We start from the raw sequence: 12,445 nt of genomic DNA on the forward strand, positions 1-12,445 counted from the left end.
GCGACCCGGGTGTCAGGAAAGAACAGCTTGTGCGTTGACCTCGAACAGAACTCCCGGACGCAGGGTGACCGTCACCGTCGTTCGGGCAGGCTGGTGGTCTCCGAAGAATTCGGAATAGATTGCGTTCATCGCGTCGAATTGACCTGGGTCGGTCAAGAAGACGTTGACCGTCACGACGTCGGCCAGCTGTGCGTCCGACACTGCCAGTGCGGCGCGCAAATTCTCGAGCGCGAGTGTGGTCTGAGCCTCGAAGCCGTCCGCCAACGTCTTGTCGGCTCGGTAGCCGCACTGGCCGGCAGTGAATACCAGGTTGCCGCGGCGCACGCTCGGAGAATAGGGACCAGATGGTTTCGGCGGGGAGTCAACAGTGTTGTCGGACATGGCTTCGATGTGCCTTTCTCGTGCCGTTCAGAAGAAGGTCAGGACAGCGCCGTCGACGGTGTATTCGTCGTCGATCAGCGGAAGGAACCGGCATTTGTCGAATGCGGTGCAGGGATGGGACAGCCCGGACACAACGATGTCTCCAGGACTGACGCTCACACCGTTCGGAATACGAAGGAATGCGTGTTGATCCATCAATTTGTAGATTTCCACACCTTCGACGGCAAGATCGGTCACGGAACCATTCCGGTGGTGGACTCGGATCGGGGTGGGGAGAGTGAGGTCGTGAGCGACGTCCCGCTTGCCGGTGGAGAGGATCGCAATACCCGGCTCCGGGGTCGACAGCACGGACGCCCAGGATTCGAGAGCGTTGACGAGTCGAAGGTCTTCGTTCTCGGCCCGGCGGCCGTCGAGCGGGGAAAGCTTGTGGTACTTCCCGGCGTCGTGGCTGATGTAGCAACCGCTTCGTAAGATGAGCCGTACCTGGCGCGGGAAATCGGACCAGTCGCCGAGTTTGGCTACCACCCTGTCGAAATACGAACTACCGCCCGCGGTGACGAAAACTTCGTCGGCAGTGAGCAATTGCCGTTCGACCAGAACCGTCATCCAATTCCGTACGCGATCGAAATGTGCGTCGAGAGCGGCGAAATCCTCGGGGCGGTCTCCGCCTGTGACCAGACCTTCATATGTCTCCAGACCGACCAACTCGAAGTGACGGGCCGCAGTCACTGCTTCGGCAACAGCGACAGCCTCCTCCTCGGTCCGCACGCCCGCGCGGCCCCCGGCTACGCCGACCTCGAGAAATACTTTCAACGTCACGGTGGTGCCGAGCTCATCGAGAATGTGGTCGGCATCTGCTACTACGTCGGCGTTGTCGACCAAGGAGTACAGCTCGAAGTCGGGATCCGCAGCCATCTCTCGTGCAGCCCATGCCAATGCCCCACGATCCACCAGCTCGTTTGCCACGATCACCCGTGTGACTCCGAATTTGCGCATCACGGAAGCTTGAGACGGAGTCGCTGCGGTCATCGCCCAGGCGCCGGCATCGATTTGCCGTTGAAACAACTGCGGCGACATCGTGGTCTTACCGTGGGGAGCGAACAGTGCGTCGTGTCGGCGGCAGTATTCGGCCATCACTTCGAGATTGTGCGTGATCGCATCGCTGCGCAGCGTCGTCACGGGTAGAGCGAGGTCGCCGCGCGCAACGTTCCACCCGCGCTGCGCTATCTCTGCGACAGTGACCGTTTCGCCGAGGGGTATTCCTTTGGTGGACGAGTCCAGCTGCGTGTGTGTGAGATCGAGGAGGGCGTCGGTGTTCATTTCGATCACTCTTCCGGCCGGGTGACGGTGTTGAGCAAGTGCCCGATGCCCGGGATACGGCACTCGACAACATCGCCGGCTTCGACCACAAGAGCGCCCGGAGTACCGGTGGAGATGATGTCGCCGGGAAAGAGCGGCATGACCTTGCTGTGAAACGACACCAGGTGGCGCAGGCCGAATGTCATGTTCTCGACCGTGTTGGTGCGCATGTCCTTCCCGTTGCGGACAGTCGTGACCTTTATGTCGTCGAGGTTCGGAAACTTCGACGACACTTCGTCGAGCGGGACGAGGTGTGGACCGAAACAGAAGAATGTCGGAAAGTTCTTGCTACGAGTCAGGAATCGAGGGTTTCGGGCGAGGATGTCCTCAGCCGTCTGATCGAGGATGGTGGTCACACCCCATACGTAATCGAGCGCATCGGCCTCGGAGACGTTGCGGGCTTCACGTCCGATGATCAGGCCGAGTTCGGCTTCCACCGTGACACGATCGCTCTGGCTGCGGGGTGGCAGTTCGATGGGGGCGTCGGGTCCGACAATGGTGTGATCACCTTTGATGAAGGATGCCGGTTCCGTGGGTACGGACTCGGACAGATCCTTCGCGTGGTCTTGGTAGTTGAGACCGATTCCCCAGATCTTGCGCGGATGTAGGTAAGGAGCTGTGACTGTGACGGTGTCACTGGAAACGAAGGCGCTGTCGTCGGCTTTGCGGGCACGGTCCAGGACACTTTCCGATGCGTCCATCTCCACCAGATCGCGCAGATCACCGGAAAAGCCGGGAAGGAGGACGTCTGCGAACAACACTCCGCGTTCCGAGTCGACGAAGGCAGGACGTGTTTGCCCATCGACTTTCACAGTTGCTAGATGCATGCAGTTGGAGCCTTTCCTAGTGTGGTGTGCCGGCGTCGGCAGCCGGTGCATCGATCTGCCTACTGCTCACCAGCAGCTTCATCACGAGCAGGGCAACGCTATGAAGAACGGTATACCATATTCGAATATTACCGCCGGGTTACGAACATCCTTTTCGCTGGGACGATGCTCGAGGGGTTGAGACTCACTCGCTCAACGTCATTGAGACGAATCAACGTGCGGAACCGTTCAATGCAAGATACGGTATATCAACAGGTGGGGTCAGTCCAACGGTGAAAGGTGTTTCTGTGGCAGTCAAAGCCGATAGGTACCCGGCGTTCGAGAGTCTGGACCGTATTGCGGTGACCGAGATGCGTCCGCCGACCAGCCCGGCAGGCATAGTGGCGCCGTTCTACAGTCTGGTGCGCGGACCCGAGGACTCACCGCTGACCTACCAGATATCGCGCGCGATACTCGACCGAGCTCCCGGCAAAGCCCTCATTGTGACCGGGTTGGTGGACACCCAGAGGTTCCCGGTGGGCGAGATCGACGGACCACTGGGGTCGATAGCGCTTGCACGTGCGTTGGTCGCGCTCGGGCATGAGGTGACCATCATCGTCGACCGAGAAGCGATCGCGCCCATCACTGCTGTACTGGAAGCCGCGGACATCTCAGGGATCGCTCTCCAAGCAGCGTCGTTCACCGATGCTGCTGCGGCGCAGCAGTTCGGCGCTCAATTCGGCCTGGTTGTGGCGGTGGAGAAGCTCGGGCGCAATTCCAAAGGCGGACGCCATCTCGTGTGGGGTACGCCGGTGCTGATCGGTGATGAATTCGCCGACGACTACGTGATCGGCGCTGCGGAGGCAGGGGCACTCACCGTGGGAATCGGTGACAACGGAAACGAAATCGGATTCGGCAAAATTCGCGAACTGGCGGAACCGCTCACGCCCGCCGATGTTGTGGTTGACGGAGGGTTCTTCGCGGCAACAAGCGTCGACTATCTCCTGCCCGCGTCGGTCTCCAACTTCGGTTGCTATGCGTTGATATCGGCGCTCGCCATCGCCAGTGGCCGAGGTGAGCTCGCGCTCGACGGCGAAACGATCGGCCGGTGGACCAACGTTGGACTCGACAACGGCCTGCGTAGTGGAGGTGTCGACGATATCCACTTCCGTGGTGACGATGGAATTCCTACCCGCTTCGTGGTGGCAACAGCGGAGATGTTTGCTGGCATCGTGCATCAGGCGTTGCTCGGTGACGCTTGGGTTGCCTCTACCTCCGCGTGACGCAGGACCTTTGACCCCGAACCTACCGGAAGGAAAGAGCAAGAGTGCACACAATCGAAGAGATGCGTAATGCCACACCCGAACAGATGTGGGATGCAAATCGAGCCGGCACATGGAACCAGCCGACCTCGGGGACGTGCCATGGATTCGTGCAGGCGAATCTCGCGATACTTCCGCGCAAGGATGCTTTCGATTTCTTTCGCTTCTGCCAACGGAATCCCAAGCCGTGTCCAGTTCTCGAGGTCACCGACATCGGTGACCCCGAACCCAAGCTGATTGCACCCGGTGCAGATCTTCGTACCGATCTGCCCAAATATCGGGTGTACGCCAACGGTGAACTGGCAGAGGAACGGACCGACATAGTCGATCTCTGGAAAGATGACTTCGTCGCATTCTTGCTCGGTTGCAGCTTTTCGTTCGAGCATCTCTTACTCGACGCGGGACTGCCGGTACGCAATGTTGCCCAGAACATCAACGGACCCGTTTATCGGTCGAATCGTGACTGCGTCCCGGCCGGTGCCTTTCAAGGCAAACTAGTGGTTTCGATGCGGCCGATGCCTCCGGAACTGGTGGCCGAGGCCACGACGATTACGGCCGCACATCCCGAGGTGCACGGAGGACCTGTGCATATCGGATCCCCGGCGGCTCTCGGTATCACCGATCTCGACACGCCTGATTGGGGAGAACGGGTAGAAATGGAGCCCAACGACGTTCCGGTCTTCTGGGCATGTGGGGTCACACCTCAGCAAGTGGCGATGGAAGCCAAGACGGAGCTGATGATCACCCACGCCACAGGCCATATGTTCGTGACGAAGCTACGCGTCGAATGATGGTCTGTTCAGTGGGTTCTGTGCCCGGAAACGGTGATTCCATTTCGGGCTCTGCAGTGCGGCCGGTGTTCGACGGATTCGCTGAAAGCGTGGTCTACCAACGGACTTCACGGAGTTGACGGAAGACGTCAGGTCGGGCAGGGGTCAGGATTCCTCTGGCTCGTACCCCCGAATTCGACGGTGGGTCATCCGGCTACTTGCACCGGCACCCCCGATTTGGTGGCCCGACCATTTCGACACGAATGAGTGCGCCCACTCCAACCCGAGCAATTGTGGATTTTGTCGCTTCGCCGAAACGAGATAGGCATCGGCAATTCCAGCTGCGGGATGCGCGCCCTGTGCAGCGTGCATCCCGCAGAGGCGCAGGCCGTCGGTTCGCTCCGAGGATCATCGGATCGACTTTTGATGACCGCCGGTGGGCTCGAGTGTTGCGCCCGTGCGGGAAGCGGCAGCTGTCACTCGCCGTTCAGTTACCGAAAAGACCTGCGAGTATTCGGTCCAAGCCCATCGGTCCGACAGTCGACGAACCTGCCGATCCGGTGCCCGGACCGGCAGGCGCACCCACCGTGACCAATGTCGGGGCACCTTCGGGCGATCCGGCGATCTGCTCGTAGACGAAGCCGTCGTCGCCGAAACAGCCCCAAATCACTGCGTAGGTGCCGGGATCGGTGGGGCCGACGATGATCGGAGCCGGTGGCGCATCGAACGTGAGGGGAGTTGCTGCGCTCGCGATCAACGGTCCGCCGGGCGCGGGACGGATGTCGTATATTTCGGGCGAGTTCGAAAAATGTTGCAAAGGACTGTTTTTCGAGACAAAGACCGCATCTGTCGGTCGTTCTCTCGCACGGCTCCACAGGTGCAGAGTTGCACCTTCCGTAGCGTCATGTGGTGCAGTGGACCTATCCCGCCCACCGAGGAAGGCTCCGCATATGTTCTCGTCCTTCACCCCGCCGCGCCACGTCAACATCGGGGGTGCCGCAGCCTTCGCCGGCACCACGCCGCGCGCGATCCGTCACTACCACCAGATCGGTCTGTTCCCGGAACCGGAGCGGGGGAGCGACGACCGCCGCCGGTACGGCTACGACGAGATGATCCAGCTGCTGTGGATCCGCCGGATGGCCGACGCCGGCATCGCTCTCGACGACATCCGCGACGCCTTCGCGGATGCGGCCGGCACCACAGACACCGACGTCGCGCATATCTTGGAGCGGCTGGAGGGCTCCCTCGTCGCCCGGCAGGCCGAACTGGAGCGGCAGCGGACCGCAGTGCAGCGTATGCGCGAGAAAGGAAGCAGGGTGGGCCTGCTCTCCGATGTTGTCGGCGACCGCCTCGCAGACCTGCGTGAGGGGACCCTGCGGCAGGACGACCTCGATACCCTGCTGGTAACCGAGCGGATATTCGGCGCGCTCGGCGCGTCTGTTCAGGCGTCGCGTTTCATCGCTCTGGCCGCCCGGCCGGACCTGCGAGAGCATTCCGACCGTGTCGATGCCGCCGAGGAGGCGCTCGACGACACGGTCGCCGTCGACGACCCTCGTGTGGCAGAGGTGGCGGCCGAACGGCACGCCTTCGAGACCACCCTCAGCACGGTCATCGAGAGTTCCGGCCTGGCGCAGGCCGACGACGCTCGGTTCGACGCCTGGGACGAGGTGCACCCCACTCCCTCGGACGGGGTTGCGTGCGGGTCGACGAGGCTCACCGATGCCGTACAGATGATGCCCTACGATTTTTCTCCTGCGCGCCTGCGGTGCATGGAACTGACACTGGAACTTCAAAGATCCGACACGATGTGAGTCACCAGCGTGCGGATCGACCACGTGCAATTGCTTCTTGTTCGCCTTACCCGACGGCCGCACGATACGGCCGAAAGAAGTCGCGTAGTTCCTGGGCGTACAGTTGCGGTTCCACGAACGGTGCGAAGTGCCCGCCGCGCGGAAGTTCTTCTATACGAACGACGTTCGCGACGCGGTCGAGCCAGGCGCGGGGCGGCCGCGCAAAAAGGTCACCCGAAAAGAACGAGAACCCTGACGGTACCTCGACGCGGCGGGCGTGCTGCGCCAACGGAATGGACGCGTTGGCGTTGTACATCCGCATCGAGGACCCGATGGTTTCGGTGAGCCAGTAGAGAGTGACGTTCGTGAGGATCTCGTCTTTGGTGAAGCTGCGTTCGATGTCGCCGTACGAGTCGGTCCACGCTCGGAGTTTCTCGACGATCCAGGCGGCGAGCCCGGCAGGCGAATCGGACAACCCGACGGCAGCGGTCTGCGGTTTCGTGCGGTGCATCGCAGCGTATGCGCCCTCCGCATTACCCCACGCTTCGGTCCTGTCGAGGAAGTCCTGCTCCTCCGGTGCGAGGTCGGCGCGGTCACCGGTGAACACGGGTAGTCCCGCATCCATCCGGTGAACGGCCACAACGGAGTCGGCGTGGTCGAGTGCCAGGTAGCGACTCACGCCGCTGCCGATGTCACCTCCGGCGGCCCCGTAACGGGAGTACCCGAGAGTGTGCATCAGCTCAGCCCAAAGACCGGCCACTGCAATCGAATTCAGAGGTGCACCCGTGGGCGGATCCGAGTATCCGTAGCCTGGCATGTCGGGCACGACGACGTCGAAGGCATCGGCGGGGTCTGCGCCGTGTGCGCCCGGATCGGTAAGGAGGGAAACCACTTTCGAGTAGCGCCAGAACGAGTCCGGCCACCCATGGCTGAGGACCACAGGGAGAACCGGGCCGACAGGAGACACTGCCCGCGCATGCACGAAGTGGATACCCAGATCACCCACCTCGACCCGGAATCGAGGATGTCTCGACAAGGCCGACTCCTGTGTTGTCCAGTCGAATTCGTCGACCCAGTACTCGACGAGCTCACGCAGATAGCCGATGTCGACACCGAGTGACCACCCGGCATCGGCGGGATCGTCCGGCCACCGTGTCGCCCGAAGTCGCGCTCTCAAGTCGTCGAGCGCCGCAGCAGAAGTCGACGAAACGAAGGGTTCGGGACGAGGCGTGGGACTCGACATGGGCATCATCTACGCTCGAATCTATAGGTCGTAGCTGTCAAAAACCGGTCAGTGCCGCAACGATCACGTCTGTCAGACGGTCGAGATACCCTTCGTCCTTGTCGGTTCCCCTCACGGTCGACCGCCAATACAACGGGCCGGCAACCAGATCCAGCGCCAACTCGAAGTCGACGTGCTCGGATATTTCACCTCGTCCAACCGCACGCTCGAAGATCTGAACCGCACGCTCCCGACGTGGCATCCCGATCATCTGTTTGTGGAGTTCGCCCAGGCGATGGTTGCGGGCAGACTCGGCGACCAGGTCAGGGAGAATCTTGGAAAATCGTGGTTCGTCGATCCAGTCGACGAACTGGCCGAGCGTCGCTCGTATATCGCCTCGGAACGTACCGGTATCAGGTGCTTCCGAGGCTCCGACGCTGAACTCGGACAGCACAGCGACGACCATCTCTTCTTTCGACGGCCATCGGCGATACAAAGCGCTCTTTCCTACCTGGGCTCGCTTCGCCACGCGCTCCATGGACAAACGGCCGTAACCCGCCTCGGAAAACTCGTCGAGTACTGCCTCGACGATCGACTGCGTCACTGTCGGCTTGAGTACGGCCGCACCGGTCGGCCTCCCTGGACTCATGTGCCCGAGCCTACCCGATGGACGGGACGGTACCGTCTCGCGTATGTTCGGATGAGACGGTACCGTACCGTCCACTCTTAGGAGGAAGCATGAATCAACACATCGTGGACCGCGCACTGGAATTACTTCTCGACCACGACATGGACGGATTTTCGGATCTCTGGGCCACGGACGGGACCATCGAATTCCCTTTTGCTGCAGTCGGTTACCCCTCGCGTATCGAGGGCAGAGAAGCGATCCGCGAATACATGAGCGGGTACAGCGACATTCTCGACGTTCGAGAAGTCACGTCGAAAACCGTTCACGTCACGGCAGATCCGGACGTCAGTGTCGCTGAATTCCAGCTTGCAGGCATCGCGCCCAAGACGGGAAACGCGTACTCGATGCGGTACGTCGCCGTCATTACGACTGACGGCAGTCATATCCGACACTATCGCGACTACTGGAGTCCGTTGGCAGCTGCGGAAGCGATCGGTACGACGAACGACCTCACAGCGTTCGCGGGAGGTACAGCGTGATACTCGTTCTGGGCTCGACGGGTACGACAGGAAGTCGCGTAGCGCGGGCGCTCGACGGCCGTAACGTTGGAACACGTCTCGCTACAAGGGATCCGGTACGACCGAACGATGTGTACTTCGACTGGGCCGACGCAGACAGTCACGCGCGAGCGCTGCAGGGGGTCACCGGGGTTTACCTCGTCGCACCCGTCGGCTCGGCTGACCCGATGCCGGTCGTCGCGCCTTTCCTCGAATACGCAGTGCAACAGGGTGTTCGAAGGGTCGTCGCATTGAGCTCGTCTGCACTGGACCGGGGTGCACCGGGACTCGGCGAGATTCACGACGCGGTGGCTTCGCTGGCACCGGAATGGGCCGTCCTCCGGCCGACGTGGTTCATGCAGAACTTCATTGGATCCACCCCTCTCGCTGAAGGTGTTCGAAACGGAGAGGTCGTCAGCGCAACAGGCGAGGGGCGGATTGCTTTCGTGGACGCGCTCGATATCGCAGACGTTGCTGCACACTCCTTGACGGATCCCGAGCCACACAACACCGACCACATCGTCACTGGGCCGACACCTCTCAGCTACAGCGATGCGGCCGCCGTCATATCCGCACAGACCGGTACCGAGATTTCACATCGCTCGATCACTGTCGAGGAGTTGGCTCAACGGCATAGCGACCACGGCCTCCCTGCTGAGTTTGCACGGATTCTGGCCGCCCTGGACGCCGACATAGCCCGCGGCACAGAGGATCGAGCCACAGACGTCGTAGAGCGTGTGACCGGTCACCCGGCCCGGACCTTCGAAGACTTCGTGAAGGCTCATTTCGCGACGGTCCTGTAAGAGACATGAAACGACTTCAGTGGCTCGATGAGGCCGATTCGGCATACCGGTCGAAAGGCCTCGGCCATCTGATTCGGCGATAGAACCCCATCGGATCGTCGGTCAGATTGGTTGTCCCGTTGACGCTTCGGCCATATTTCGTTCATGGTTGTGCCTGGTTCGCTTCAGACCATGGTCACAGGCGGTACCGAATCGCCACGAGGAAGACGGGACCATGCCAAATCCATCCAGCACGGAGCGGGCGGTAGTCGCAGTGCGACGAACCCCGTGGTTCGGACATCTGTACATCTGGGTTCTGATTGCCATGGCACTCGGCACTGCAGTCATCTTCGACACCGCGACCGGTGAAGAAGTGATGATGAACGACAAGCGATTCCTGCGAGCGCCCACCGTTTTCGCCGCCGCCAACGAAGCCGGCCTCGACGTCGTCATGGTGACCGCGAAGGACAAGCTGCGACGTCTACTGGGTGCCGGGCTCGTCGAAGAGGGGCCGAGCATGAACGGCAACTCGACGTTCGACGTGCCTTCTCGAACCGGCATCTGTTTCTCGGCGGAGAAGGCCGATCAGGCAACCGTGGCCGAGAACGGAATCGACGACGTCCTCGAATTGGTCGGAAAGCCACTGCCTCAGGTGTATTCGGCGGACTTGTCGGAATTCGCACTGGCTGCCGGAGTCAAGATCCTCGAGACCCGAGGTGCGGACCTGATGTATCTGACGTTGACCGATTACATTCAGCACAAGCACGCCCCCGGGACCGATGTGGCAAACGCTTTCTACGCCATGATCGACTCCTACGCGGACCGACTCGATGCGCTGGGTGCCGTTGTCATGCTGCCCGCCGATCATGGAATGAGCGCAAAGACCGACGCCGCCGGCGTCACGCGCGTGGTCTATGTCGAGGACGAGGTCCGCCGCATCCTCGGCGTCGCTCCGACAAGCACCAACAGTGAAGGAGCGGAGGGTATTCGCGTCATCCTTCCGATCACCGATCCGTACACGGTGCACCACGGCGCTCTCGGTTCGTTCGCCAGCATCTATTTGCCCGGCGACGCGGACAGGGATTTGGTCATCGAACAATTGCGAAAACTGGCCGGAGTAAAGGCAGTTCACACCCGAGAGGAAGCGGTGGAGATCTACCACCAACCGGCCGACAGGATCGGGGACGTAGTGCTGCTGGCCGAGGCCGGTACAGCGGTGGGCCGGTATGCCGAGTGGCACGATCTGAGCGGACTGGATGCACCGCTCCGCTCGCACGGCGCTCTCGGTGAACTACAAATCCCGTTCGTCGTCAACCGCCGTCTACCGCAGCCCGAACCGCTCGACGACCCCTACGGCGACCCGGCGTTCGTACACAATTACGATGCGTTCTGGATTGCTACGACAATGGTTGCCGAGACTGAGGCCCTCGCGTCCAGCTGAACTGACGACGAACGATAGCTCGGCTCGAGACACGCCTGTACCCACCTCCGAAAAGGGTGTCGGCTCGCGTTCAATGCAAGGTGATCAGGCCTGTTTGCTTGGCGTGGGCCACCAAGGCGTTGGCGTGGCCGTGTCCCAGCCCGTGCTCGGTTTTGAGCCACGTGACCAGTTCGGAGTGTTTCGTCAGCGGAGACGCGGCTATGGCATCGAGCCATTCGGACACGGGCCTGCCGTACTTCGTCTCGATGGATGGGAAGTAGCTCTGTGGACCTTTGACATCGGACATCGTGCGCACCAAATTCTCTCGGGGGATCTATCGTGTGAATCGATTAGACCTCGCGCGCCCAAAAAAGTGCTCGAAGCCCGGGCCGCTACTTCGATGGAACGAGCGCCCCTCGCCGTCGATCGCATGAAAGGGTCGTTCACCCCACGATGGGGGCCCCGATGATGCGTTCGACTTCGTTCCAGAGGAGTGCGCCGAGTTCGGGATCACGGCTGGTGGCGACGGGTTCGGCGATCATCGGTGGGCCGGCAGCGTTACTTCGTGGACCGATGTACACGTCACCGGGCGGCAGATTGCGAGCGGCGATTGCTGCAACCGCTGGTTCGGCCGCCGAGTCCTTACCCTGGACCACGGACGAGAATGCAGGCCCGAGTACTCGGGCAGCTGCTCGAACGATGCCGGGTCGAGAGTGGATTCCCGGCCGATCAGCGGTGAGCACGTCGATCGCGCCACCGGGATGGGCAACGATGGACGTGACCGAAGAATTCTTGGCGCGAAGTCTGCGGGAGAGTTCGAACCCGAAGATCTCCGTCGCATGTTTCGACATGGCGTATGCCACGCGTGGGCGGTAGGAGTCCTGTGACAGCCAGTTGTTCGGATCGAACGGAATGCGTTGCGTGAGCATGCTTCCGATGCTCACGACTCTTGCATCCGCTGCCCGCTCCAAGGACGGGAGAGCGAGACGGAGCAGCTCGACATGTGAGAGCACATTCGTGCCCACAGTCAGTTCTGTGCCGAAAGGGCCTTCCTGGAATGACTCGGGTGCAGCAATCAAGCCCGCGTTGAGCACCAGTCCATCGAGCCGATCCGTCTCGCATAACTGTTCACCCGCCTGCCGTACGGACTCGATGTTCGCGAGGTCCATTTCGACGAATCGATGACGACCGGGGTCGGGTAGGAGGCTGATGGCGCGCCGGCCACGCTTTTCCGAGCGAGCCACAACGATTATTCGGGCGCCCAGCGCGGCGATCCGTTCGGCAATGAAATAGCCGATTCCTGACGTAGCGCCCGTGACGGCGACCGTGCGCCCGTCGAGTCGCGAAAGTTCCAACATTCACATCTCCTTCAAGTCTTGAACTATCAAACTACTTCATGACTTGAACT

At 61.3% G+C, this 12,445-nt stretch carries 14 protein-coding genes; 6 read left to right on the plus strand and 8 right to left on the minus strand.

All coding sequences use genetic code 11. The features are described from left to right. Window positions 1–12: 12 nt before the first annotated feature. The 3 genes from AC5WEY_RS09555 to AC5WEY_RS09565 are packed head-to-tail and all read right to left on the minus strand — an operon-like array spanning window position 13 to window position 2,567. On the minus strand, window positions 13–381 hold the full coding sequence (locus AC5WEY_RS09555; RefSeq protein WP_495645721.1) for a RidA family protein: 369 nt from the start codon (window positions 379–381) through the stop codon (window positions 13–15). Window positions 382–408: 27 nt separating this feature from the next. Next, window positions 409–1,701 (minus strand): alanine racemase, encoded by a 1,293-nt coding sequence (locus tag AC5WEY_RS09560; RefSeq protein WP_495645722.1) that lies wholly within the window; start codon window positions 1,699–1,701, stop codon window positions 409–411. Window positions 1,702–1,706: 5 nt separating this feature from the next. Continuing rightward, window positions 1,707–2,567 (minus strand): fumarylacetoacetate hydrolase family protein, encoded by an 861-nt coding sequence (locus tag AC5WEY_RS09565; RefSeq protein WP_495645723.1) that lies wholly within the window; start codon window positions 2,565–2,567, stop codon window positions 1,707–1,709. 287 nt (window positions 2,568–2,854) lie between these two features. Between AC5WEY_RS09565 and AC5WEY_RS09570 the strand changes: the two genes are divergently transcribed. Both AC5WEY_RS09570 and AC5WEY_RS09575 read left to right on the plus strand, forming a co-directional pair. Then, window positions 2,855–3,829 (plus strand): glutamate cyclase domain-containing protein, encoded by a 975-nt coding sequence (locus AC5WEY_RS09570; protein WP_495645724.1) that lies wholly within the window; start codon window positions 2,855–2,857, stop codon window positions 3,827–3,829. Window positions 3,830–3,891: 62 nt separating this feature from the next. Further along, the gene (locus tag AC5WEY_RS09575; protein ID WP_495646519.1) at window positions 3,892–4,659 is read left to right on the plus strand and encodes a putative hydro-lyase; all 768 of its coding nucleotides are present in this window, start codon (window positions 3,892–3,894) and stop codon (window positions 4,657–4,659) included. Between the two features lie 466 nt (window positions 4,660–5,125). Here AC5WEY_RS09575 and AC5WEY_RS09580 read toward each other — a convergent pair whose 3' ends face one another. Beyond that, window positions 5,126–5,455 (minus strand): hypothetical protein, encoded by a 330-nt coding sequence (locus AC5WEY_RS09580; protein ID WP_495645725.1) that lies wholly within the window; start codon window positions 5,453–5,455, stop codon window positions 5,126–5,128. A 133-nt stretch (window positions 5,456–5,588) separates the two neighbouring features. Here AC5WEY_RS09580 and AC5WEY_RS09585 point away from each other — a divergent pair, with 133 nt between their 5' ends. After that, window positions 5,589–6,449: a MerR family DNA-binding transcriptional regulator gene (locus tag AC5WEY_RS09585; RefSeq protein ID WP_495645726.1), complete on the plus strand. Its 861-nt coding sequence runs from the start codon at window positions 5,589–5,591 to the stop codon at window positions 6,447–6,449. Between the two features lie 46 nt (window positions 6,450–6,495). Here AC5WEY_RS09585 and AC5WEY_RS09590 read toward each other — a convergent pair whose 3' ends face one another. Then, window positions 6,496–7,671 (minus strand): epoxide hydrolase family protein, encoded by a 1,176-nt coding sequence (locus AC5WEY_RS09590; protein WP_495645727.1) that lies wholly within the window; start codon window positions 7,669–7,671, stop codon window positions 6,496–6,498. 37 nt (window positions 7,672–7,708) lie between these two features. Next, entirely contained in the window at window positions 7,709–8,299 is a 591-nt protein-coding gene (locus AC5WEY_RS09595) for a TetR/AcrR family transcriptional regulator (protein WP_495645728.1), read from the minus strand. 89 nt (window positions 8,300–8,388) lie between these two features. Here AC5WEY_RS09595 and AC5WEY_RS09600 point away from each other — a divergent pair, with 89 nt between their 5' ends. The 3 genes from AC5WEY_RS09600 to AC5WEY_RS09610 all read left to right on the plus strand — a co-directional run bounded on the left by AC5WEY_RS09600 (window position 8,389) and on the right by AC5WEY_RS09610 (window position 11,058). Beyond that, window positions 8,389–8,817 (plus strand): nuclear transport factor 2 family protein, encoded by a 429-nt coding sequence (locus AC5WEY_RS09600; protein ID WP_495645729.1) that lies wholly within the window; start codon window positions 8,389–8,391, stop codon window positions 8,815–8,817. Further along, the gene (locus AC5WEY_RS09605; RefSeq protein ID WP_495645730.1) at window positions 8,814–9,638 is read left to right on the plus strand and encodes an NAD(P)H-binding protein; all 825 of its coding nucleotides are present in this window, start codon (window positions 8,814–8,816) and stop codon (window positions 9,636–9,638) included. Before AC5WEY_RS09600 ends, AC5WEY_RS09605 begins: the two co-directional genes overlap by 4 nt. A gap of 214 nt (window positions 9,639–9,852) precedes the next feature. Then, the gene (locus AC5WEY_RS09610) at window positions 9,853–11,058 is read left to right on the plus strand and encodes an alkaline phosphatase family protein (protein ID WP_495645731.1); all 1,206 of its coding nucleotides are present in this window, start codon (window positions 9,853–9,855) and stop codon (window positions 11,056–11,058) included. Between the two features lie 70 nt (window positions 11,059–11,128). Here the strand turns inward: AC5WEY_RS09610 and AC5WEY_RS09615 are convergent, their stop codons facing one another. After that, window positions 11,129–11,344: a DUF4287 domain-containing protein gene (locus tag AC5WEY_RS09615; protein ID WP_495645732.1), complete on the minus strand. Its 216-nt coding sequence runs from the start codon at window positions 11,342–11,344 to the stop codon at window positions 11,129–11,131. A 136-nt stretch (window positions 11,345–11,480) separates the two neighbouring features. Continuing rightward, on the minus strand, window positions 11,481–12,395 hold the full coding sequence (locus AC5WEY_RS09620; RefSeq protein ID WP_495645733.1) for an SDR family NAD(P)-dependent oxidoreductase: 915 nt from the start codon (window positions 12,393–12,395) through the stop codon (window positions 11,481–11,483). Window positions 12,396–12,445: the final 50 nt, after the last annotated feature.

This window comes from Rhodococcoides sp. S146-33, from assembly GCF_059489205.1.